Annotated in this window: 25 protein-coding genes; 14 read left to right on the top strand and 11 right to left on the bottom strand. The window is 42.8% G+C overall.

Going from position 1 to position 23754, the window contains the following annotated elements:
* Nucleotides 1–112 precede the first annotated feature (112 nt).
* The 6 genes from GGD38_RS33185 (at nucleotide 113) to GGD38_RS33160 (ending at nucleotide 5105) form a co-directional block, all read left to right on the top strand.
* Nucleotides 113–1132 carry a type IX secretion system membrane protein PorP/SprF gene (locus GGD38_RS33185; protein WP_375302404.1) on the top strand — a complete coding sequence of 340 codons (1020 nt, stop codon included), beginning with the start codon at nucleotides 113–115 and terminating at the stop codon, nucleotides 1130–1132.
* Nucleotides 1133–1173: 41 nt separating this feature from the next.
* The gene (locus tag GGD38_RS33180) at nucleotides 1174–1752 is read left to right on the top strand and encodes a collagen-like protein (RefSeq protein WP_375302403.1); all 579 of its coding nucleotides are present in this window, start codon (nucleotides 1174–1176) and stop codon (nucleotides 1750–1752) included.
* A gap of 277 nt (nucleotides 1753–2029) precedes the next feature.
* Nucleotides 2030–3064 carry a sensor histidine kinase gene (locus GGD38_RS33175; protein ID WP_375302402.1) on the top strand — a complete coding sequence of 345 codons (1035 nt, stop codon included), beginning with the start codon at nucleotides 2030–2032 and terminating at the stop codon, nucleotides 3062–3064.
* Nucleotides 3061–3771, top strand: coding sequence for a LytR/AlgR family response regulator transcription factor (locus tag GGD38_RS33170; RefSeq protein ID WP_375302401.1), 711 nt, complete (start codon nucleotides 3061–3063; stop codon nucleotides 3769–3771). Before GGD38_RS33175 ends, GGD38_RS33170 begins: the two co-directional genes overlap by 4 nt.
* A gap of 354 nt (nucleotides 3772–4125) precedes the next feature.
* The gene (locus GGD38_RS33165) at nucleotides 4126–4434 is read left to right on the top strand and encodes a hypothetical protein (RefSeq protein WP_375302400.1); all 309 of its coding nucleotides are present in this window, start codon (nucleotides 4126–4128) and stop codon (nucleotides 4432–4434) included.
* A gap of 26 nt (nucleotides 4435–4460) precedes the next feature.
* On the top strand, nucleotides 4461–5105 hold the full coding sequence (locus GGD38_RS33160; RefSeq protein ID WP_375302399.1) for a hypothetical protein: 645 nt from the start codon (nucleotides 4461–4463) through the stop codon (nucleotides 5103–5105).
* 888 nt (nucleotides 5106–5993) lie between these two features.
* Here GGD38_RS33160 and GGD38_RS33155 read toward each other — a convergent pair.
* The 3 genes from GGD38_RS33155 to GGD38_RS33145 all read right to left on the bottom strand — a co-directional run bounded on the left by GGD38_RS33155 (nucleotide 5994) and on the right by GGD38_RS33145 (nucleotide 7627).
* Nucleotides 5994–6440, bottom strand: a complete 447-nt coding sequence (locus GGD38_RS33155) for a response regulator (protein WP_375302398.1) — start codon at nucleotides 6438–6440, stop codon at nucleotides 5994–5996.
* Nucleotides 6441–6612: 172 nt separating this feature from the next.
* The gene (locus GGD38_RS33150; protein WP_375302397.1) at nucleotides 6613–6909 is read right to left on the bottom strand and encodes a T9SS type A sorting domain-containing protein; all 297 of its coding nucleotides are present in this window, start codon (nucleotides 6907–6909) and stop codon (nucleotides 6613–6615) included.
* A gap of 238 nt (nucleotides 6910–7147) precedes the next feature.
* Complete coding sequence (locus GGD38_RS33145; RefSeq protein WP_375302396.1) at nucleotides 7148–7627, bottom strand: hypothetical protein; 480 nt, start codon at nucleotides 7625–7627, stop codon at nucleotides 7148–7150.
* 108 nt (nucleotides 7628–7735) lie between these two features.
* Here GGD38_RS33145 and GGD38_RS33140 point away from each other — a divergent pair, with 108 nt between their 5' ends.
* Together GGD38_RS33140 and GGD38_RS33135 are read left to right on the top strand one after the other, a co-directional pair.
* The gene (locus GGD38_RS33140; protein ID WP_375302395.1) at nucleotides 7736–8737 is read left to right on the top strand and encodes a helix-turn-helix transcriptional regulator; all 1002 of its coding nucleotides are present in this window, start codon (nucleotides 7736–7738) and stop codon (nucleotides 8735–8737) included.
* 343 nt (nucleotides 8738–9080) lie between these two features.
* On the top strand, nucleotides 9081–9422 hold the full coding sequence (locus tag GGD38_RS33135; RefSeq protein WP_375302394.1) for a DUF488 domain-containing protein: 342 nt from the start codon (nucleotides 9081–9083) through the stop codon (nucleotides 9420–9422).
* Here GGD38_RS33135 and GGD38_RS33130 read toward each other — a convergent pair.
* The 5 genes from GGD38_RS33130 to GGD38_RS33110 all read right to left on the bottom strand — a co-directional run bounded on the left by GGD38_RS33130 (nucleotide 9419) and on the right by GGD38_RS33110 (nucleotide 13871).
* Complete coding sequence (locus GGD38_RS33130) at nucleotides 9419–10327, bottom strand: hypothetical protein (RefSeq protein WP_375302393.1); 909 nt, start codon at nucleotides 10325–10327, stop codon at nucleotides 9419–9421. The genes GGD38_RS33135 and GGD38_RS33130 overlap by 4 nt on opposite strands.
* 104 nt (nucleotides 10328–10431) lie before the next feature.
* Complete coding sequence (locus GGD38_RS33125) at nucleotides 10432–11682, bottom strand: RNA polymerase sigma factor (RefSeq protein ID WP_375302392.1); 1251 nt, start codon at nucleotides 11680–11682, stop codon at nucleotides 10432–10434.
* A 92-nt stretch (nucleotides 11683–11774) separates the two neighbouring features.
* Nucleotides 11775–12113 (bottom strand): YciI family protein, encoded by a 339-nt coding sequence (locus GGD38_RS33120; protein ID WP_375302391.1) that lies wholly within the window; start codon nucleotides 12111–12113, stop codon nucleotides 11775–11777.
* A gap of 109 nt (nucleotides 12114–12222) precedes the next feature.
* A complete protein-coding gene (locus GGD38_RS33115) occupies nucleotides 12223–12696 on the bottom strand; it encodes a carboxymuconolactone decarboxylase family protein (protein WP_375302390.1) in 474 nt (157 codons plus the stop codon).
* A 254-nt stretch (nucleotides 12697–12950) separates the two neighbouring features.
* Nucleotides 12951–13871 (bottom strand): hypothetical protein, encoded by a 921-nt coding sequence (locus tag GGD38_RS33110; protein WP_375302389.1) that lies wholly within the window; start codon nucleotides 13869–13871, stop codon nucleotides 12951–12953.
* 112 nt (nucleotides 13872–13983) lie between these two features.
* On the opposite strand from GGD38_RS33110, the gene GGD38_RS33105 reads away from it, so the two are divergent.
* Entirely contained in the window at nucleotides 13984–14643 is a 660-nt protein-coding gene (locus GGD38_RS33105) for a tetratricopeptide repeat protein (protein WP_375303943.1), read from the top strand.
* A 12-nt stretch (nucleotides 14644–14655) separates the two neighbouring features.
* Here GGD38_RS33105 and GGD38_RS33100 read toward each other — a convergent pair whose 3' ends face one another.
* Together GGD38_RS33100 and GGD38_RS33095 are read right to left on the bottom strand one after the other, a co-directional pair.
* The gene (locus GGD38_RS33100; protein WP_375302387.1) at nucleotides 14656–15135 is read right to left on the bottom strand and encodes a GNAT family N-acetyltransferase; all 480 of its coding nucleotides are present in this window, start codon (nucleotides 15133–15135) and stop codon (nucleotides 14656–14658) included.
* An 86-nt stretch (nucleotides 15136–15221) separates the two neighbouring features.
* Nucleotides 15222–15689 (bottom strand): hypothetical protein, encoded by a 468-nt coding sequence (locus tag GGD38_RS33095; protein WP_375302386.1) that lies wholly within the window; start codon nucleotides 15687–15689, stop codon nucleotides 15222–15224.
* 141 nt (nucleotides 15690–15830) lie between these two features.
* Between GGD38_RS33095 and GGD38_RS33090 the strand changes: the two genes are divergently transcribed.
* Nucleotides 15831–16184 carry a hypothetical protein gene (locus GGD38_RS33090; protein WP_375302385.1) on the top strand — a complete coding sequence of 118 codons (354 nt, stop codon included), beginning with the start codon at nucleotides 15831–15833 and terminating at the stop codon, nucleotides 16182–16184.
* Nucleotides 16185–16266: 82 nt separating this feature from the next.
* Here GGD38_RS33090 and GGD38_RS33085 read toward each other — a convergent pair whose 3' ends face one another.
* A complete protein-coding gene (locus GGD38_RS33085) occupies nucleotides 16267–16533 on the bottom strand; it encodes a hypothetical protein (protein WP_375302384.1) in 267 nt (88 codons plus the stop codon).
* Between the two features lie 206 nt (nucleotides 16534–16739).
* Between GGD38_RS33085 and GGD38_RS33080 the strand changes: the two genes are divergently transcribed.
* From GGD38_RS33080 to GGD38_RS33065, 4 genes are all read left to right on the top strand, one after another.
* Nucleotides 16740–17663 carry a family 2A encapsulin nanocompartment shell protein gene (locus GGD38_RS33080; protein WP_375302383.1) on the top strand — a complete coding sequence of 308 codons (924 nt, stop codon included), beginning with the start codon at nucleotides 16740–16742 and terminating at the stop codon, nucleotides 17661–17663.
* A 2-nt stretch (nucleotides 17664–17665) separates the two neighbouring features.
* On the top strand, nucleotides 17666–19309 hold the full coding sequence (locus GGD38_RS33075; protein WP_375302382.1) for a family 2A encapsulin nanocompartment cargo protein cysteine desulfurase: 1644 nt from the start codon (nucleotides 17666–17668) through the stop codon (nucleotides 19307–19309).
* 134 nt (nucleotides 19310–19443) lie between these two features.
* Complete coding sequence (locus tag GGD38_RS33070; RefSeq protein WP_375302381.1) at nucleotides 19444–22344, top strand: glycosyl hydrolase 115 family protein; 2901 nt, start codon at nucleotides 19444–19446, stop codon at nucleotides 22342–22344.
* A 35-nt stretch (nucleotides 22345–22379) separates the two neighbouring features.
* Nucleotides 22380–23750, top strand: coding sequence for a glycoside hydrolase family 28 protein (locus GGD38_RS33065; protein ID WP_375302380.1), 1371 nt, complete (start codon nucleotides 22380–22382; stop codon nucleotides 23748–23750).
* The last annotated feature ends 4 nt before the right edge of the window (nucleotides 23751–23754 follow it).

Here is a 23754-nt window from a genome sequence, read left to right as displayed (position 1 = left end):
GAGTGGCTAGTGGGAAATAAAGGGAGAAACGGAAAACAGCGAATGCCGCATAAAAGCCCACTAGCCATTTACTACTAACCACTAGCCGGTCACTATAAAAAACGTAAGCACCATGAAAAAGACAATTATACTATTGTGGGTAATAGCATCCTATATAGATGCAAAGGCCCAACAAAAGCCACACTATACACAATACATTCTTAACCAATACATCCTCAACCCCGCATTAACGGGTATTGAGAATTATACCGATATAAAGGTAAGTCACCGTCACCAGTGGGCGGGGGTGCAGGATGCGCCGGTAACTACTTATTTAACCGCACATACGCCACTTAATAAAAAAGATTATCGCACTACGGCCACATCTTTTGAAGTGCCGGGTGAGAACCCGCGCGGTGAGCGGTATTGGGAGCAATATACAGCGGCCGAACCACATCATGGAGTTGGCTTACAGGTGATCAATGACCGCACAGGGCCTCTTAACTATTTTTCCATGTATGGCACCTATGCCTATCACATAGGGTTAAGTGCAAGAACAAGTTTAGCTGCCGGTTTTGGCGCCGGGTTTACGAGTATCGGTTTAAATAGTAATAAGCTGAATTTTGGTAACATACAGGTTGACCCCGCTGTGTATAACAACGGGCTTGTAAATACTACAAAGCCCGATTTTATGGCCGGCGTTTACTTATACTCCGCCGATTATTTTTTAGGTATTTCCGCTCAACAGATCATTTCACAAAAAGTAAGCTTTTCAGACAATGCCGTAAAATCAACTGACAGTAAAACAGTGCCACACCTGTTTGCTACAGCCGGTTATCGCTTTTTAATTGGGGCGGATTTTAATCTTATTCCTTCGGTAATGGTAAAGTATGTACAACCTATGCCCACACAAGTCGATCTCAATGCCAAGTTGCAGTATCGCGATGTAGCCTGGCTGGGCGCCGGCTACCGGATCGATGATGGCTTTGCCGCCATGGTGGGTTTGAATGTTAGTCATCGCTTCAATATTGGCTATTCATACGATTATACAACCTCGGGTTTAAATATTGTGAGCAAAGGTTCGCATGAAATAATGATAGGCTTTCTGCTCGGTAATAAATACGATGATAGTTGTCCTAAAAATGTTTGGTAAACTCTTTTTTTCATAAACAAATACCATAAACCAAAAAAAACATGAAACGCACAAAACAATGGAGCCTGCGCCATTTCTTTTATTACATGCTGGCTGTTGCTTTAACCGTTACGGCCTGTAAAAAAGGAGATCCGGGGCCGCAGGGTGAAAAAGGCGACAAAGGCGACACCGGCGCAACAGGCGCAAATGGCGCCACAGGCGGTAAAGGCGATCCCGGAACCGCTAATGTATTGTACTCCGACTGGCTCGATCTGGGTTATTCGCTTGACCAGGCCAGTGGTATCTATTTTACCCAAATAGATGAACCAAAGCTTACCGATCAGTTCCTGACAACCGGTGAAGTAAAGGTGTACATCAATCTGGGAAGCCAGGCTGAAAAAATAGTATCTGTACTGCCTTACCGCTCAGGCAACGCTCAGATCACCCCTTTCTTTATTGAAGGATTGATTGAGCTCGATGCAAACGTGAATGCATCTACCGCTACCGATCCTTCTACAGGTGCCAAATTCCGTCAGTACCGGTATATACTTATTCCCGGCGGAGCACATGTTCGCCGCGAAACAAAGGTTGACTGGAATAACTACTCGGAAGTGAAAGCCTACCTGGGTTTAAAGGATTAATGTTTTGAATTTATTACTGCAATTGATATAAGCTATTTCATCACTACATAACGTAACCGCGTAAATGCATTAAAATAGGTATGGGCAGTGCTTTTTCTCGTGCGTTACGTTTGGACCCCGGCAAACCGCCGGGGTTTTTATTTTGATGTTATGTCGCTGTGTTTAGCCGGTTGGTCTCATATCCAAAAATCACCTCCTGAAGCAGAGCATCATTCCTATAGAATCATTGCGGTATGAATAGGTATAGTTTATTATGTAAGTTTGTATGCCATTAACTATGAACAATTCTAAAAATATTCCCTGGCGTAAGCTCGTGTTGCATATTGCGGCATGGGCTATCGTTTTATCGCTCCCTTTATTAACGCGCTATGATTCAGGCCGGCCCAAACACCCGGATGATCACGGGTTTCTTTTGCTACACATACTTACCAGTGTTCTGTTTGTTCCGGTATTTTATTTCAATACCTCGGTGCTTACGCCACGGCTGTTGTATACCCGCAGGTATTTTGCTTATGCCGGCACTGTGCTGGGTTTGTACGCTGTATTCATGCTGATCCATGGCGGGTTGTTCTCCTTGCTTATTTATAGCCGCCCTTTCAAAATATTTCCCAGTTCGTTCTTTAACCTGATCCCTTTTCTGGCGGTACTGGCGGTAGGAACAGCCAGCAGGCAGGCGCAGGATAAGGTAAAGTCTGATAAACTGTTGCAGGAGCGTCATGAAGAAACGCTGAAAACGGAATTGTCGTTTTTGCGGTCGCAGATCAGTCCGCACTTTATGTTCAATGTGCTTAACAACATGCTGGCCATGGCGCGCCTGAAAAGCGAACAACTGGAGCCAACCATCATAAAACTCTCCTCACTGATGCGGTACATTCTGTACGAAACCGATGAAGAAACGGTGTCGTTGAAAAAGGAAACGGAATACCTGCAAAGCTATATCGATCTGCAACGGCAACGTATTGGCAACAAGGTGAAGCTGAAAGTGAATATGGAGCCCGGGGAGGAAGAGTATTGCCTTCCACCCATGTTATTGATCCCGTTTATTGAAAATGCTTTCAAACACGGGCTTAGCGCCATTAGCGATCCGGTGATTGAAGTGGAGCTGCACACCAGTGGCAGCATGCTTTATTTCAGGGTGGCCAATAAATTCAATAAGAATACCGATGAAATAAAAGATAAAACTTCGGGCATAGGATTACAGAATGTAAAAAGACGGCTAAATTTATTATACGGTAACCGGTACAGCCTGTTGATAAATGATATTGATAACTGGTTCACGGTGTCGTTACAACTAAACCTGCAGCAATCATGATGAAGTGTATAGCTATAGATGACGAGCCTTTTGCATTACAATTGTTAAAGGATTACATCAGCCATGTGCCTTACCTTGAGCTGGTGGCTTTGTGTGAAGATGTGTTTGAAGCTAATAAAGTGCTGCAGCAACAGGATATAGATCTGGTGTTTACCGATATTCAAATGCCGCGCCTTACCGGGCTGCAGTTTATACAAAGTCTTACCGAGCGACCCATGTTCATCCTGATCACTGCGTATGAAAAATTTGCATTGGAAGGGTTTAATCTCAATGTGGTCGATTATTTATTAAAGCCCGTTGAGTTAAGTCGCTTTATGCTGGCCTGTAATAAGGCATATGAATTGTTCCAGTTAAAGAAAGCTGCAAAGCAATCGACCGATACTGGTCCGCCTTATTTCTTTGTAAGTGCCGAATACCGCCAGGTGAAAGTGATCTATAAAGACATTACTTATATTGAAGGATTGAAAGATTATATTAAGATCAATTTACTGGCGCCCGCCAAACCTTTACTGGTACGCATGAGTATGAAATCTATTGAGGAAGAACTTCCGTCGTCCCAATTCATTCGTATACATAAATCTTACATTGTATCTGTCGATAGCATCACTTCTGTCAGGAAAAGCAGCGTATTCATCGATCAGCTCGAGCTGCCCGTTGGCGAAACTTATCAAGGTGTAATAGAGCAATTGACTAAAAGAAAAAGCTAGTAAAGCCTTAATCGTGAGCTCATAAAATTGCGGAACAGTAAACTGAAAACTGCGAACTGTATTCTCTTTTTGGGATTATTCCCGTTTATATATGTTTAACTACATCTCCCATGCGAACCTAGGTGCTTTTATTTATTGTTTTATTAACCAGTATAATCCACATCTGAATACCATAACATTACACGTTTTTTATAATTAATCAAAACAACCTGGTTGAGAAAGATAAGAGGCAATAGCCGGTTGTTAAGGTGAAATCTTAATGAAAAAAGCAGGTTATGAGTAATCCGCTTTTTAAAAGGATCAATATATTCCTAAAGGTCAACGAGCAAACCATCGATGGTTACTTTAATGTGAATGATCCGGGAATTTAAAAAATTTAAAAAGCGCAACTGGGTACTGCTGATATTCAGTTTAGTTATTGTAATGTTCTTTCAGGGCTTAATGCCGTTGATCTTTAATGTAGAACACCGTATACATTCTGCCTTCAGCAATGCATTGGATGTGTTTAGCTGGGTAATACTTTGGAAGCCTATTGAAAAACTGATCTTCTATTGGAATCCTTTTTTAAAAGAGATCTCTATTTTCGATAAACTCATTAGTGCCCCAATAGTTGTTGTTGGTGCAAAGAAAGAATTGGAGCCGGTGGAACACGAATATGCATGATTAAAAGTTGTTCCATATTATTAATTATGCTGGCGATTATGTGCGGGCCAATATTTGCCCAGTCTAAAATTACCTTTGAACAGTATAGGATCATCAATACAGGTCAGTCCCCTGGTTATATGCCCATAATGCAGTATCAGCATCCCAAAAACTGGTATGCCGAGGCACGATATAATTATGAAGATGCCGAAACATTTTCATTGTACCTGGGCCGGGCGTTCACGGGAGGAACCCATACGCTCAATTATTCCATAGTGCCCATGTTGGGCGGGTCAATGGGCCGATGGCAGGGTATTTCAACCGGACTAAACATCAATGTAGACCTGAATAATTTTTTCTTTTCTTCTCAATCACAATACAATATTCACGATCAACCGCCGGGTATGGCGATCACTTCGTATATGACTGGAGCGAACTGGGTTTATCAAAGCCTGAAATGGTTGTATGCGGGGCTTTCGCTACAACATACACACGACAGGTTGATAGGTCATGACGTACAGCCGGGTTTTATGGTAGGTTTTACCTTTAACCGGTTCACCATACCCGTATATACGTTCGAGCCATTTAGTAATGGCCGCAATTTTATTGTTGGCGTTACTATGGAATGGAAGAACAAAAAGAAAAAACAACCAGTGCTGGTTAAAAGTGAGTACATAGATGCATTGCCGTAGATAGGGGTTGTTATGTACCGGATAACATCAGTTGATATGAACGGGCAATATACTTTCTCAAAAGTAGTTTTTGTGTCGGAAAGCAACAATGCAGCAGCAACTTTCCTGGTGCTAAATAACCCGGCTCACAAATTTTTAAAATATTATAAACTCGTTGTTAATAGGGAATAGGTACAGGACAACACATAGGATCAAGGACAAAACAGCCATCCGTCATCAGGCGGATGGTGTTTTTTTGTGATATAGGGTCGTTGTTTCGTTACAATGGCGGGTAGCCTGGCTGCAAAGCTCCTCTGCACAACAGTAATGCCGCAGATGTTATTACTAAGGTGGGTTGCTTTTTCTGTATGATGCTTTGCAATATAGCTCCGGATCGTTGTTTCGTTACAATGGAGCGTAAGTAGCTGACATTTATATAATGTTAGCTTACAATGGAACGTAAGTTGCTGACTTTGGCACGTAGCTCGCTTGCAATGTACCGTTGCTATGTTGCAATGACCCTTGCAGCCACAGCAATGGCCATTGCAACCCAACAATGGACCATTGCAACCCAACAATGGACCATTGCAGCTTGCAATTGGCTTGCAAATCACTTACAATGACGGCTATCTCATTGCAATAATAAATTGTAAGCGACTTTGATGTCATTGTAAGCTTGCAATTGTCAAATTACAGCGAGCAACGGTTCGAAGTAGCGTAGCAATGCTCCGAAGTAAGCTAGCAATGGACCGTTGTTGCGAAGCAACGCTGAAATTAAAAATACCGATAGGAATATTATGGGTTAAAGTACCTCGGTTTGGTTAGCAAAACGATTTATTGAAAATAAAAAAAACGTTCCGCCGTAGCGGAACGCCCCTGTTGCATATAGTATTGGTTCGGTAAGCGATGTTAGTTAATCCCCAATCCTGATTTTACCTTGTCAAAAAAAGACTTTTTAGCATTCTTGCGAGGCGGCACATACGATTGTTCTGCCCGTTGCATGGTAGTGGCCATTTTATCGGGGCTAAAGCTCGATTTTATTACATAATCCATGGCGCCGTACTGGCGGGCTTCCATGGCTACCTGTTTATTTTCCTGTCCTGAAATAATGTATACAAGAATATGCTGGTCAAAGGCTTTGATCCTGCGTAACGCTTCAATACCGTTCATTCCTTCCATATTATAATCCATAAACACCAGGGCGGGTTGTTCCTTTATCTGCTGCAAACAGTCGTCGGCCGTATTGAAAGATATTATATTGGTATAGCCCAAATTGCGCAGGAATTGTTCATATAATGTAATACAAAAGATGTCGTCATCTACAACGAAGATCTTCATATCGGGATACAAGGCCATGATTCTGGGATTTTATAGGTATTAATGATTGTATTGGTCAGGTGGCCGGCATTGCCGGTTTTGCCTGTGGTAAAAAAAACGTGCAGGGGCGCGCGCTATTGCAGCCAATAGAAAGGGGATGTGGAAAACAAATACTTGTATTGGCAGGCCGGTAAGGGTTTGTGCTTAATGTTCAGTCAATGACAATAGGCTGAACAAAATGCTCATCACCAAACCTGATGGCTACCTTGTAAATACCACGGTCAATATGCCGGGGAAGTTGCACCGTATGGATTGAATGAAAATCGGCGTGATACAAAAAATGTTTATAAACCTGCTGGCCGGCTAGGGAGTATAATTGTACAGTAAAAACACATTTTTCAATGTGGTACAATTGAAGCCAGAATTTTTGCTGTGATACCAGGTTGGGGTATACAGTCACGCGTTGTAAGCGTTTTTTTAAACGGTTGGTTAGTGGCAAGGTATTCATAGGATTGGTAAACCGGATAATGTTAATTGAAAGTGCGCGATGAAGTTAAGACTTATCCTGATAGGTGACAATAGTATTCATACGCTGTTTGCTATAAACGTAATTCTAACATCTTATATATTAAAACGCTATTAGAATATAGTTAATAAGTTCGGTTAAGCAAACATGGTATTTACCAATCGCTATGTTCTATTTACTGAAAATCTTTGTAAAACACCCTGTGTTAAATGCGTACAAGTTATAATTTTATTATACGGATCTGCCTCTTGCTTACTTTACGGCGTAGCAGATACTGTTCGAAATTGCTGATTAATGTTTCGCCACCAGATAGATAGAAGGTTGCATTCTGCCAGGCCATCCAGCAATTGGGGTGCATGTCATCCATCCATTGAATGGCACCTTGTGCAGGTTTTTCCGGAACCTCTGGTACCGCATCTACCAACAGTTTCAACATGGCTAAAACTGCTTCATAATCGGGATGCAGTTCCAATATTCCAAAATATTCATGATCGTTTTGCAATGCAATTTCTTTTAAGGCGTTGAATATCTCAACCGTTGATTCGTCGCCTGCAAAGAAGTGATGGGTGGCCTGTTTATTATACAGTTCTTTTGCCTGAACCATTATTTCAGGATCACTGTTGTCTACCGAATACGTTAATTCAAAATTATCAGGTTCGTCCGGTTGCAATTGTGTTGTGTGTTTAGATATGTGAAACATTCTATATGATTTAATTGCGAAGCAGATAATTTACCTTTACAAAAGTATAAAGCGCGAACCGGGTCATATTTATATAATACGGATAAAGATTTACATTAAACGGATTATATGGGCGTTAAAGTTTACGATGAATTGGGGCGGAAGTATGAGGTGGGTGATATCTTCACACAGGAAATGGTTGAGCGGCCCCTTGTTACCGAACGTAGGGATGTATATAGTTTTCCCATTGGCGATGCCGAAATGGTGCAACTGGCATTTTCGGGCATCTACATTGTATATGGCGATCTGTTGATGAAACAACGCCAGCGATTGAATTATGAAGTAACCGGCCATGTTGATCTGGTTGAAATGCACTTCACCTTACAGGGCAACGGCACCATGAAGAACATTCACTCCGGTAAGGAACATCACTTCAAAGCCAACGAACATAATATGCATTATACCCCGGTGTTTTCAGGCACCGGCGAATATGGGGGACAGGAACGTTACAAGTTTATGGAAGTGCATTTTACCACCCGCTTTTTTCTTGAGCTGGCACAGGATAGCTGTCCGTCGCTGATGCGCTTTGCCGAAGTAATAGCGAAGGGCAATGAAAACGACCTGAGCCGTGAGAACATGCCCATTTCCATTGCCATGCACCAGATCATTCATGATATTATGAATGTAAAGCTTAAGGGTGGGTTAAAAATGTTATACCTGCAATCGAAATGTATAGAGCTGCTGGCCCTGCAGGCACAGATGTATGATGATTCTATCAATGCCGCCATCTATAAAGCGCCCCTGATCATAAAGCCCGGGCACGATACCGATAGTATTTATTTTGCCAAAGATTACCTGGTGCAGCATGCTGCGCAACCACCATCGCTTAACGAACTGGCAAAAATTGCCGGAATCAATGAGTTCAAGTTGAAACAGGGTTTTAAAACCTTATTCAATAATACCGTGTTTGGCTACCTGGCCGATTATAAACTGAACCAGGCCCACGAACTGATCCGCAGCAATGTTCCCATTAAAGAGGTGGCCGACCAATTGGGCTATTCTTCCGTACAACACTTTAACAGCGCCTTTCGTAAGAAATTTGGTGTTCCGCCGGGGAAACTGAAGAAATGATAATGGCCTTTGTTGAATAGATGGAGAGTATGTTCTTACGGTCTGTTACAGGTTACAAGATACAAGTTACAGGGGTTTAATTTCGAAGCTCAAACTTTTGTTCAGGCAGCCTTACTTGCTTCGCCTTGTAACCTGCCATCTGAACCTGCACCCTGCAACTGTATTTTGTCTTTCCCTGCAACCTGTACCCTGCAACCTGCAACTGTATTTTGCCTTTCCCGGAAACCGGCAACCGGTGCCCGGTAACTGTATTGTCTTTCCTGCAACCTGCACCCTGCAACCTGCAACATACGCCATGAACAACGAAAGCCACAGTTTAGTATATTGTATCTAAAAAGATGCTATGTCTGTAGTTGTAAAAAGGATCTACGAACCAGTTGCTCCGCGCGACGGTTATCGCATTCTGGTAGACCGGTTATGGCCACGCGGTATTAAGAAAGAAGATGCTGCCATAGATACCTGGTTAAAGGAAGTGGCGCCCTCTACCGAACTACGTAAATGGTTTCATGGGGGCGAAGGAAGTTTCGCCGATTTTAAAAAGAAATACCTCGCTGAGTTAAAGGAAAATCCTGCACTGAAAGAGTTGAAAGCGCTTGTAAAGGAGAATAAGAAAGTAACCCTGTTATTTGGCGCAAAGGATGAAGAAGAGAACCATGCAATTGTACTGGCGGGATTGTTACATTAGGGCGCCTGCAATCTCCATATTTGAATGAACGGAAAACAATTTCCTGCACAACAATCATTAGGTTTTTGGGCGGGTCGTCCACAATCGCACCAAAAACTTTTGTTAGCGTACAACATATAGTTATCGAGCCCGCGGGGTGTGCCTTTGCCTATCGTATGCGGACCGCTTGCATGCATTACTTCCCATCCAAATTTACCCGCAACCTCTTCCAGTTTATTATTGTTGTTGTAAAAGCGCCAGGGATGTTTATGGGTTTGATCGGCCCAATATACCTTCAGGTTGGCCGGGTTGCGGTGGTCGAGGGTTAACAGGGCTGCATGATACCCATCACATACCGAAACCAGGAACACGCTAAACCCCCGTTCTTTACCAACCCGCGTAAGCAGGGTGTTCCACAGACTTTTTTCCATAGCTTCCGGTGGCAGTCCGCGCGATACAGGATCTGCCTTTGAAATAGATACCCATTGGCCTTTACGTACCGCTAAAAAACGAACGGTGTCGTAACTGCGTACAAAATGGTTATCCTGCAGGCGTTTGGCCAGTGCGCCGATATCGTTGTTAAGAAAGCCATTAAATACATGCCGGCGGCTATACAGGCTATCGGGTATGCTGCTTTCGCCATAGAATAACATTTCAATGGCCGCCCTTACCGTATTAATGCATTTATGACGGAAGCCGGGGCGCCAGTTTGAGTCTTTGGGTTGCTCTTTAAGCGAAGCGTTGGAAATGAAAAATTGTTTCATCCGCTCAACGTCCTCTATATGAAATGTGGTAGCGCGTTTAAAAGAATCTTTGGATGGGGCAGGGGCCTTGCCTGCTTCTTTGGGTGTATTAAAGGCCTCATGTAATGAGCCCGACAATACAGCTACAATAACAGGAAACACGATCAACAAATGTAGTTTCATAAGGTAATTGGGGTACGGTTATTTGATCACCATATCATAGTTCAAAATGGGCGTAAAATTAATAAGCAGTTAGTTTCCAATAAGCGAAACCGGTAAAATATTTTTTATAACAGCTGGTTGATCTTTTCCTGTATACCTTGTTTTTCGGTTTGGGTCTTGGCCAGGGTGTAAGCTTTTTGATAATGGGAGAGGGCTTTTTTGTCGTTGTGTTTGATGTATAGCTCACCCATTAACAAATGATAGAAATGACTGTCGGTAGAAGGGAGGTTGGCAGCTTCGTGCAGGGCTATATCTCTGCCTTTTGCCTTATATAATGCAAAGAGGCGGTTCAATGCTACCGCGGGTGAATAATTAATAAGCAATAACTGATCGTACAGTTGTAATATGTTTTCCCATTTAACGGTTGAATCTTCTTTTATACAATGCCAGTAGGCGATGCCTGCTTCAAGGTGGTACGAGCTTACTTCATTACCATTGGCGGCATTGTTTAAAAAATGAATGCCCTGGTTTATAAGGGCCATGTCCCATAGCGAAGTATCCTGCTGATCGTATAATACCATGGTGTCGTTATCGCTTATTCGGGCATTGAAGCGCGAGCTGTGAAAGCTCATCAGCGCCAGGAGGGCATTTGTTTTTGGTTGATTGGTGCGGTCATATTCGGTAAGTAATGCACCCAGGCGCATAGCTTCAACGCAAAGATCTTTACGCAGAATGGTGTTTTCTGTTTGTGAGTAATATCCTTCGCTAAAAAGCAGGTAAATAATATGAAGTACGGTATCGAGCCGGTTCGAAAGTTCCTGGTCGCTTAGGGTATCGTCAATAGGTACCAGTGTTACATTCCCTTCGCGCAGTTTTTCTTTTGCGCGGAACAACCGTTTATTGATGGTTTCTTTATTGGTAAGAAATGCCTCGGCAATTTCATCGATCCCAAAACCGCAAAGAATGCGTAATGCCAAGCCTATTTGCGCTTCACTGGCAATGGCGGGGGTACAAATGGCGAACAACATTTGCAACTGGCTATCGCGAATATTTTGTTGCGAGAAGTTGATAATGTCAGTTTCCTCCTCGTGGGGTGATTGTTGCGCTTTTATTTCAGGCATTACTTTTTGTTCATAGATCTTATGGCGCCTGAAATGGTATAATGTTTTTTGTTTGGCAACGCTGTACAACCAGGCATTAGGGTTGGGCGGTATACCTTTCATACCCCAGGTTTCTGAGGCGGTAAGAAAAGTATCGCTCACTATGTCTTCTGCCATTTCAATATGTTCCAGGCCGAACTGTTTACTTATAACCGCCACCATTTTGGCAAACTCCTGCTGGAACAATTGTTTTAATGATTCAAATTCTTTTTCCATAATTGATAAGGTGGGTAGCCCTTTCAGGGCTGCTCACCTTTGTGTTTAATAGGGCGAGCTCTCCGCCAGCTGGCGGAGAACCCGCCCTTATACTATTTATATACTGGCCTTACTTCAACACTTCCATCAGCATCCAATGCCGGGCAGCCATGCGCCAGGGTTATTGCTTCGTCAATGTTTTCGGCCTTAATAGTTGCAAAGCTACCAAGCCTTTCTCTTATTTCAACAAAGGGACCATCGGTTACCACACCGCCTTTTCTCAAAACTTTTCCTTCGGTAGCCAGTCGGGTGCCGGTGGCAACCAGCTTGCCCTGTGCTGCAATACCACCTACCCAGTCTTGCCATTTTTGAGCAAGGGCCTGCATTTCTTTAGGTGAAATATTGCTGTAATCATAACTCGGTTGGCGGAATATTAACATAAACTCTTGCATATAGTTGTATTTAATGAATGATATAAAATGGATCGTACATGAGAAGCTGTTACCAGTTACCGGGGTGCCGGTTGCCGGGGCCCGGAAACTGGTAACCGGTAACTGGCAACTAGTTTGTCGCAAACATTCCCGGAGTGTAAGTTCCCACAGCCGCCGGATTAGGGAAAGCAATATTTACCCTGTTATAACCATTGATAGTGATGATGGCAAACGTTAGATCGATCAGTTCTTCTTCTGAAAATTGTTTTAATGCTTCATTATAAGTTACCTCATCAACCTGGCCATTATTGATCTTTGTTAATGCTTCGGCCCAGGCCAGCGCTGCACGTTCGCGTTCGGTATAGAACGGGGCTTCGCGCCATGCATCCAGCACAAACAGGCGGTGGCTCTGTTCGCCGGCGTCTATCAGGTCTTTCGAATGCATATCTAAACAAAAAGCGCAGCCATTGAGCTGTGATACGCGAAAATAAATAAGATTCAACAGCGATTGTTCTACCGGTGATTTATGGCAATAAGCGCCCAGTGTGTTCAATGCTTTGAACGCGCGTTGTCCCTTCTCAAAAATGTTTACTACTTGTTTCATTTTGTTTGAATTTATAAGTATTGAAATATGTTTTATACTTCAATAATGACTGAAGCGAACCGGATTGGACAGGCCGCACAAAATATTTTTAAATTTTTTTTGGAGGGGACAGGCGCGGGCGGTAAAAAATTAAGGGCGGGTCCTTCTTTAAGAGTGACCCGCCCTTTGATATTTAATGGGTAAGTGAAAACTATTTTGTTGCAGAGCAGTTGGGTTTGTGCTTTTCCTATTGTAATATACGAAAAAAATAGAAATTAATTACTTCTTATAAAGTTTCCTTTTATTACATATACGGGCGAATCAAGGTTTCTGCACCAGGCCGTAAAGCTAATTGGTTTACCTGTTTTATCATACACTGGTTTTATTTTACCTGTATGGGTGAACCGGTACAATTTTCCTGTGGTCATATAACATTGGTATTCGGGCATATGTTCGTTAAATGAGTTCATGTCAATAAATACCAGGGTATTGTTTTTTTTATCGTACCCCTTATTAAAATCACACCTGAATTGTTCAAGTATCATCGCTTTCTTTATAGCCGGGTCGTATAACAGGTAGTACGAAACGCCACAGGCCATACCAGTACACATTTCTATGTAGCCTTTTAGGAACAGGTATTCTTTTGTGCCGAATGTCATCAGTGAACATTCAGTTGGGTCAATATCAATGCGGTCTGCAAACTGTGTGCCCGACAGCGATATATCGAGCTCAATTCCGTAACGCAGCTTATGTCCATTGATAATTATTTGGCGGCGATCTTCCAGGTTTTTTCCGGTGGCAATAACTTCTACCTTAAACCGGTTGTTTTTGAGGATATGTTGTTGGTATATAATATTATCTCCTTTTTTATCCAATTTTGTAATGGTTGTGTCAGCAAACACAAGTGGAGTGGTGGTTACGCTTGCAGTATCAATTACATCGGCAACCAGGGTGTTATAGTAATACCCATGTTTGGCAGGGGCATAAATGGCAATTGGTTTTATTGCGTAAAAGCTATCAAGTTTATGCCGCCATTCCAGCGAATCCCGCAGGTGGTCGGGTGCCGTGTAAGGTAAAATAGCCGTATCTCTAAGCGGGATGATGGTATCGGTTTTGGCAGTAGAAGCAGCGGGTTTATTTTTGGGCTTACAGGCTATAAAAGCCAGCAGCAGCAAAATGGCAAAGGGTTTATACATAGCGTTACCTAAGTTAGAAATTAGACAAGGCATTTCATAGTTAATGTTTTTAAAAATTGCAGTATTGCAATTCTGTTGTATATGAAACAACTGACTTGTAACTGTTAGTTGAATGTATTATTTTGTCAAAATGGAACAAAGTATTGACGCAAAAGCTCAAAAGCTTCACCTTGAAGCAAGAGAATTAGGTCAGGCAGGAAATTATGAAGCCTCTGTTGCTAAACTGGAACAGGCCATAGCCATTCAGCCCGATTGGGCATATCCGTATTACGATCTTGCCTTTACTTATTTATTAAAGGGTGATTTTGACAAGGCGCTACAGTTTTATCAGAAGACTGACAGCCTGCAGCCTAAAGGTTTTTTCACCACAAAAACTGCTTTGTACTCCTTGCAGGGCGAGGCTGCCGGAAAATTTCCGAAGGGGCTGTACGGTTATTATTTGCAAATTGAGTGGACGGAAGATGCTGACAAAAAGTTTGAAATAGTAAAGACCATTCTTGCCAACGTTCCTGATTTTGCACCCGCCTGGAAGGAACTGGCGCTTTTAACAGATAATATGGAAACGAGGGAGAAATATATTGATGAAGGGCTTTCAAAAGACCCCGATGCAGATACACAGGGAATTCTTTTGCTCAATAAAGCAGTTATTGTGAATGAAGCCGGCAACAAAGAGGAAGCGTTGCAGATACTTACCACACTTATCAATGATCCATACACAACAACAGGCAATGTTGAATTGGCTAAAATGGTAGTAACACAAATAAAAGGCTAAGGTAAAAGCAGGTTATAGTTGTTTCTCCATATAAATAGCGCCTTCAATGGGGTTGAACCTGTACGGTTCAATTTCATAAAACCCCGCCGCCTTGTATATATTAATGGCGGCCTTCATATGAGGCACCGTGTCGAGCCTTATGCGCTCATAACCCAACCGTTTTGCTTCATCGAGCGCCTGTTGTAAAATTTGCTGACCCAGTTGAAGTCCACGATAGTTTGGGTCAACAAACATCCTTTTCAATTCGGCAATTGCGCCATCAATTTTACGTACACCTGCGCAGGCGATGGCATTATCATTATCAAAAGCAAGCAAAAGCGCACCGGTTGGCGCATTGTATTCTGTAGAAATTTCTGCCAGCTCGCGGTCAACATCCTGAAAGGTTAGGGCAAAATTGAGCGATTGAATATATTGAAGAAAAAGCTGTTTGCCTTTTTCAAACTCCGCTTGTGTCGATGCTTTGCTGAACGTGATCGTTTTGCTGGTATTCATAATTGTCTTTTCCTCACCGCAAAGATATTATGAATGCCAATTTGTAAACAGGTGCAGATGTGTTGAATACAAGGGTATCAGATCAATTAATATTTATAAACAAGCTTGTACAATTGTGGTAATGGGTAGTCGGCCGCCAGGCCATAATCGTTGAACTGGAGTGTATTGTTGTTAAAATAGATGGTGGTTTTTGAGGAGGGCTGATCGGTTTTGGAAACGGAATATTCCTTTTTTAATTTGCTTAGGTCGGTTTTTTCGATCAGGGAGGCAATGATCAGCATTTCTGCTTTTGAAAGGCTGTAAACCGAATCTTTATATTTTGGATTATAATACCATTTTTTGCAATGGCTTGAATCGGCCGAAAAATCAATGTAAACGTCTATGAACGGAAAACTGTCCGATTCAACCCCAAAAGCGCTTAAATGCATTTCTATTCGCTGAACCCTGCTTGCGCCGCTGCTGCGGACCTCGTAATTTTCTTTTGTTATTTCGGCCGACGAACAACTTAACAAAAAGAATATTATAATTGTATATAAATAACGCATAGGCATCATGGCAAGAATGTAAAATTACAGTGCCATCACCTTAAAAATAGTATTAAAATTGGGCCGGGCAAATGACCCTCATAATATAGGGCCAGTATTAACGTTTTTTTGGAGGATGGCGCAAGGGCGCCGGTTGCCAACTAATATTCTATGATACACTCAGGACTTATTTTAGATATTTTGAATTTATTGCTCGATGGCGATGATGTAGATGGCCAGGCAAAAATGCAGATTGAAACCCTTACCGAAAGCGACTATCATTATACCAGCTCCGGACTTTTTGTAAGTTTCTCCCACGACGAAGATATTATTAAATACAGGCTCACCGAAGAATCGTTGGTATTGAACGGGGTTGAAATTAAATCGCCCGACCTGGCCATTGGGGCCGATGCAACTGTTTTCTTTAAAGACGGATTGATAGATCATTTAGAGATCTGGTCGCACGATGGCAATTATCCCGAAAAAGAACTGACCGATTATTCCCTTAAACGTACCTCAATATAGGCTGCCGGTTATGCGTAGTACTTAGCCGGCAGGTATGGGCTCACCCGTCACATCCTTCACTTTCCATGGTAGGTAGTTTTTGTTAGTTCATGTTAAGTAAGCTGTAGGTCAATTGCGGTCTTTCGTGATAATGGCTAAGTTCAGCAGCATCGTCAATTACACGGGCTATTGCTAAACCCTCACAATGAATGTTCGATAGTTCATGGATCAGCTCTACATAAAAAGTGTTAATGGCATACAGGAAGTACCGGTCGCCCGAAATAACTTTATCGGCCAGGAACACCCCATGTTCTTTAATGACCTTTATTTGATCGTATTTGCTTAGTTGTTCAAAATCTTTACTGGTCATAATTATACATTCATGTTACTGCAATATTAACGAACAAAATTGTATACTATATAAAAATAGTGGACTAAATGTGTAAATAATTCTTTAACTTCAAAACCAGTGCTGCTGCTGTGTTTGTAAAGTCTATAATAATTGTGGAGAATGTGTATTGATTAATAGCTGTTTACCTACGGATACATTTTTATTCTATCATAAAATAAACTGTTATGGCTGAAGAATTAACAAAAAAGCAAACCGCCCTTGGCGATGTGGCGGCGCGGCAACTCGCAATAGCTACACGTACTGTTCCGCAAATGATCACCATTTCACCCCGTTGGCTTACCCATTTATTGAACTGGATACCTGTGGAATCGGGTATATACCGGCTTAATAAAGTAAAGGATGCCAGCAGTGTTCAGGTTGACTGTTCGGGTCGCGATGAACGGGAACTGCCGCAAACTTATGTTGATTATATTGAGTCGCCGCGGGAGTACATGTTGAGTGCCGTTAATACGGTACTGGATGTGCATACGCGTGTGTCTGATCTGTATAGTAAACCATACAATCAAATAGGAGAGCAGTTACGCCTCATCATTGAGACCATTAAAGAACGTCAGGAAAGTGAGTTGATCAACAACCCTGAGTATGGTTTATTGCATAGCGTAGCGCCGCAACAACGCATACGTACCCGCAGTGGCGCGCCAACACCCGATGACCTGGATGAGCTGATTACAAAAGTGTGGAAACAACCCGGTTTCTTTTTATTGCACCCCGTTACCATTGCTGCTTTTGGCAGGGAATGCACCCGCCGTGGTGTACCGCCGCCAACCGTTTCATTATTTGGTTCACAATTTCTTACCTGGCGTGGTATTCCATTGATCCCTTCTGATAAGGTAGCTATTGAAGATGGCAGATCAAAGATCCTGTTATTGCGTACCGGTGAAAGCCGTCAGGGCGTGGTAGGGTTATATCAACCCAATTTACCAGGAGAACAGTCGCCCGGCTTATCGGTTCGTTTTATGGGTATCAACCACCAGGCCATTGCTTCTTACCTCGTTTCATTGTATTGCTCGCTGGCCGTATTGGTCGATGATGCCCTGGCCGTGCTCGATGATGTTGAAGTTGGCAAGTATCATCAATACAATTATTAATTATGAGTACTAATAATGGACATACAAACGGTACGCCCGATATAAAATGGCTTGAGCAACTGGCCAACCAGTTCTTTAAAACAGCGCCCAACGATGCCAGTAGTATTCCCACTTACAATATCGATAAGCCCGCCAGCGGTGTTTCACCCTCTGCGCCAGACCAGGGAAATGTAAAGGATATCAGTCATCCGCAAACCAGTTTGCCCGATCCGCATTTTGTTGATGGACAAATTCCCAAATCGGTTGCGGGCAGTGGTGGAGTGGCAAGCTTTGACGAGCAGTTACAACAGGCACTTAATTCCATTCAAACATTTACGCCCGGCTCGCAATTGCCGTATGTTCCCAATTTTTCAGAGCCGGCTTTTTATTTCCTGTCGGGCAAGCAATCGCTAAAAGACGGGAATGGCCTGCCGGCCAATGTGCGCGCACCATTTGATGTAGAAAAGGTTAAAGCCGATTTTCCCATACTGGCTGAAAAAATAAATGGCCGCAACCTTATTTGGCTCGATAATGCAGCTACCACACAAAAGCCAAAGCTGGTCATTGATAGAATAAGTTATTTCTACGAGCATGAAAATTCAAATATTCATCGAGCAGCACATGAACTGGCGGCACGGGCAACAGATGCGTATGAGAACGCCCGTAAAAAAGTACAGTTGTTTATAAATGCGGCATCGCCCAATGAAATTGTATTTGTACGCGGTTCTACCGAAGCCATTAACCTGGTGGCGCAAAGCTGGGGCGATGAACAGCTGCGGCCGGGTGATGAAATAATTGTAAGTCATCTTGAGCATCATGCCAATATTGTTCCCTGGCAACAGCTGGCCGCTAAAAAAGGATTGGTGCTTCGTGTTATTCCTGTTGACGATGATGGCCAGGTATTGCTGGATGAATATGCAAAACTATTGAATGCCAAAACGCGGCTGGTATCATTTACACAGGTTTCCAATGCGCTGGGTACTGTTACGCCGGCGAAAGAAATAGTAAGTATGGCCCATGCCATTGGCGCCAAAGTATTGGTTGATGGCGCCCAGGCTGTATCACATTTGCGGGTAAACGTACAGGAGCTTAATTGCGACTGGTATGTATTTTCGGGTCACAAAGTTTTTGGGCCAACAGGTATTGGCGTACTGTTTGGTAAGGAAGCATTGTTGAATGAAACGCAACCCTGGCAGGGCGGAGGTAATATGATCAAAGATGTGACGTTTGATAAAACAGTATATCAGCCGGCACCCGGGCGTTTTGAAGCAGGCACCGGAAATATTGCCGATGCAGTAGGTTTAGGAGCTGCTATCGATTATGTTACGCATATAGGCATCGATCTTATAAATGAGTACGAACATTATTTGCTTGTATACGCCACCAATTTGTTAAAACAAATAAAAGGGTTGCGGTTAATTGGCACTGCTGCCGATAAAGCAGGGGTTTTATCATTTACGCTCGATGGATTTAAAACCGAAGAAGTAGGCGCCTGGTTAAACAAATGGGGTATTGCCGTACGATCGGGCCATCATTGTGCGCAACCCATTTTACGCCGTTTTGGGGTAGAAAGCACCGTACGCCCATCCCTGGCTTTGTACAATACCTGCAGTGATATTGATGCATTGGTAGAAGCATTGTATAAAATCCGGAACAAAGTTTATTGACCATTATTCCCCTTTTGGTAAAAGCAAAGAGTTAATGCTCTTTGCTTTTTTTTTGAAATTCCGGGATGGTACAGGGTGGTAAATTAACTGGCCGGTTTATATTTGAAAAGACATTTGCTCAATATAATTGCCATATGAACCAGTTTTGCCGCTGTTATTTGTTTTTGTTGCTTATAGTACCCACCGTTTCGCTGGCCCAGGACTTTCCATTTACTGATAAGGAAAACCCTCTGCAGATCGTATATAGTAAAAACGGCCCAAAGCTCGATTCCATAGCAGCCCATTTACTGGCAAATGATATTAAACTGGCTACCAATACCCAGGCGCAGGTGGTTACTGAAGCTGCCGGGTTAAAAGGAAATGTAATTGTCATCGGTAATATTGAGTCGCCGCTTGTAAAGCCGTATTTTAATAGAACCACTGCTGCTTATAAAAATGTAAAGGGTAAATGGGAAGCATACGCCTTTAAGGTGATCGACAAACCAAAGCCCGGTATTTCAAAATTGTTGGTCATTGCCGGCAGCGACGCCCGTGGTACCGCTTATGGCGTTTTTAGTTTGTCGGAAAAATTAGGTGTATCGCCCTGGTACTGGTGGGCCGATGCGCCGGTAACGCAGCAAAATAATTTGATCCTTACATTAGGCGAACAATATGCTAACTCGCCCAAAGTAAAATTCCGCGGCATTTTCATCAATGATGAAGACTGGGGCCTGCAACCCTGGGCTGCCAAAACATTTGAACCCGAAACCGGCGATATTGGTCCAAAGACCTATGCAAAAGTGTTTGAACTCATCTTGCGGTTAAAAGGGAATCTTATTTGGCCCGCCATGCATCCTTGTACAAAAGCATTCTTTTCATATCCTGAGAATAAAAAAGTGGCCGAAGATTACTCCATCATTATTGGTACTTCCCATGCCGAGCCAATGATGCGTAATAATGTGGGGGAATGGGATGAAAAGACCATGGGGCATTTTAATTATGTTACCAATAAAGAAAAGGTATATAATTATTGGGAAAGCCGCGTAAAGGAAACAACTGCCAACGATGTGCTGTATACAATGGGTATGCGCGGTGTGCACGACAGTGGCATGGAAGGCGTAAAAAATAATAATGAAGCTGTTCCTTTGCTTGAGCAGATCATGAAAGATCAACGCGCACTGCTTTCAAAATACCGGGGCAAACCGGCAAAGTCTATTCCGCAGGTATTTACTGCATATAAAGAAGTATTGGATATTTATGACAATGGCTTAAAAGTGCCCGATGATATTACCCTGGTATGGCCCGACGATAACTACGGTTATATAAGCCGGTTAAATAATGACGCGGAAAGAAAACGTTCCGGCGGTTCAGGGGTTTATTATCATGCATCGTACTGGGGGCGTCCGCATGATTATCTTTGGATCGGTAGCACACCACCAACATTAATGAAAGAAGAATTGCTGAAGGCTTATAAAATGGGGGCCAGCAAAATATGGGTGCTGAATGTGGGCGATATAAAACCACTTGAGTTCATGACCGATTATTTCTTTCGCCTGGCTTATGACCCGGAATCTGTAGCTCGTCAATATCTTTCGGGCATCCTCGATGAATTTGTAAGACGCACCATTACCAAAGATCCTAAAGAAGTTAATTCCATTGGTAGTACACTGATGAGGCATTATAGGGCCATGTATGAAAGAAAGCCCGAGTTTATGGGCTGGAGCCGTACGGAGCCCACAACACAAACAACCAATACAGAATACAATCATTTTTATTACGGCGATGAGGCCCACATGCGAATTCTTGAATACGATCGATTGGAAGAAGAGATGAAATTGCACAGAACAAAACTGGCTGGCAAACCGGGCGAAGCTGCATTTTATCAATTGGCTTATTATCCTGTGGTATGCGCCTCATGGATGAATAAGAAATTCCTTTACCGCGATAAAGCTATGTTCTATGCAAAACAAAACCGCTTAAGCGCCAAAGAGTATGCTGCAATGTCAAAGGCGGCATATGACAGTATAGTTAAGGAAACGGTCTATTATAATGATACACTGGCGGGCGGCAAGTGGAAAAATATGATGTCGATGAAACCGCGCGATCTGCCGGTTTTTAAAGAACCTGCTCTCCCTGAAATTTCAATTGATGCAAGTGATGGCTGGAGTATTGCGCCTGAAGGTTTTGTTACAAAAGATTCTTCATTAATTGGTGAGGCCGGCAAATTGCAGTTACCTGTTTTTAATACAATTGGGCTACAGGAATATTTCATCGATCTCTTTTTATGTGATACCGCAGCGGTTAACTGGACAGCCACCGCCGATGACTGGATCAAACTAACCCGCACCAGTGGTACGCTAACCGCAGAACCTGGTATGAACCAACTGAGCAATTGTGTTAGTATCGACTGGAGCAAAGCGCCGGCAAATAAACCATTGACCGGAAAAATTATTTTCAAGGGCAATCAGAAACAAATAGAAGTATTGGTACAGGTACGCCCTTTGACCTGGCCAAAAGTATCGAACCTTACTAAGCTTGAAAACTATGGTTACGTATCTATTGATGCAAGCCGTTATGCGGTAATTGGTGACAGTACCGGCCCATTTCAGTGGAAAAGGTATGTGGATATGGGGCATAAGAGCGCCGTATTGAGCGCATCTCTTCCAAAAATAGGAGATAAACCCATGAAGCCCGACCCGGCAACAATAAAAAAAGAAGCGCATTTTGTGGAGTATCATTTTTATACGTTCGCACCTGCCACACCAACCATGACCGTGCTTTCGGTACCTACCCACCCGGTAAATAATAACTTTAGTAACCGGTATGCAGTATCGGTAGATGATGGCCCTTTAACCCTGGTTGATTTTAAAACGGAAGGCCGAAGGGAAGAATGGAAACGGAATGTATTAAGTAATCGTGCAGAAAGAAAAGTTCAATTACAATATCTCGATAAGGGGCTGCATAAATTAAAAGTATATTGTGTTGACCCGGGCGTTATGCTTGAAGAGATGCGTATAGACCTGGGTGGGTTGAAACCAGGTTATGGTAATTTGTAAAATAGTTTTAAATAATAAAATAGAAAATTGCCATAATGAAGAATACCGGAATAGCTCTAATGCTTGTATGTGCTGTTATGTTCTTTTCATTTCAGGAAAAGAAACCCTGTGTTGCAGTAAATGAAATAAAAGTAAATGCGCCCTTTGGCGTGGTGAAGATCAAAGTGCCGGATTTTAGTAAATGCATCCGCATAAATATTACAGAGCTGGGCGCCGTTGCCGGCGATAAGGTAAAAACAGGTGAGGCCATTGCAGCTGCCATTGATAAAGCCAATAAAGCGGGCGGAGGCGTAGTGGTTATTCCCGAAGGGGAATGGCTTACGGGTAAGGTGCATTTGAAAAGCAATGTAAACCTGCATTTAAATAAAGGCGCGGTGTTATTGTTTTCGGAGGATCCGGCAGATTATTTACCGGCGGTGCATTCAACCTGGGAAGGCATGGAGTGTATGAATTATTCTCCGCTCGTATATGCTTATAAATGTACCAATGTAGCCATTACCGGCGAAGGTGAATTGAAAGCGCAAATGAATGTATGGAAAGAATGGTTTGCCCGCCCAAGTGCGCATATGGAAAGTATAAAACGTTTGTACAACCTGGCCTGGGACCGTGCACCGCTTAAGGACAGGCAAATGGTTAACGACACCGCTCACCTGCGGCCACAGTTCATTCAGTTTAACCGGAGTCAAAATATTTTGCTGGAAGGGGTTACAATCACCAACAGTCCCTTTTGGACCATACATCCCTACCTGGCAAAAAATGTGGTGATCAGAAATATAAAAGTATATGCGCATGGCCATAACAACGATGGGGTAGACCCTGAAATGAGCCAGCAGGTATTGATTGAGAATTGCGTGTTCGATCAGGGTGATGATGCCATTGCCATAAAATCAGGAAGAAATCCCGAGGGCTGGATCCTGAAAACGCCTTCAAAGAATATTGTGATCAAAAATTTAACGGTTAAGAACGGTCATCAGTTGGTAGCAATAGGAAGTGAATTGTCGGGCGGTATTGAAAATGTTTTTATCGACAGCTGCACGGTGGTAGAAGGCGCCAAATTAAATCACCTGTTATTTATAAAGACCAACGAGCGAATGGGTGGTTACGTGAATAATATTTATGCAAACCATATTAAATCGGGCAAAATAGACCTCGGTGTATTGGGTATTGAAACCGATGTGTTGTATCAATGGCGTACGCTGGTGCCTACTTACGAAAAGCGATTAACGCCAATAAAGAACGTCTTCCTTAAGAACATAACTTCCGGCGAGGTGAAATTCGTTTCCCGCATACTGGGGCAAAAGGAGCTGCCGGTGGAAAATGTATGGCTAAAGAAAATTACCACCGGTACCGTGCAGGAGAAAAAGCATATTCATGAGAATGTGAAGGGGTTTATGGAGAAGCCTTAAATTT

It is taken from the genome of Niastella sp. OAS944 (genome assembly GCA_024809215.1).
In the GTDB taxonomy this organism is placed as follows: Bacteria; Bacteroidota; Bacteroidia; order Chitinophagales; family Chitinophagaceae; genus Niastella.
This window is presented reverse-complemented; position numbering and strand designations above follow the sequence as displayed.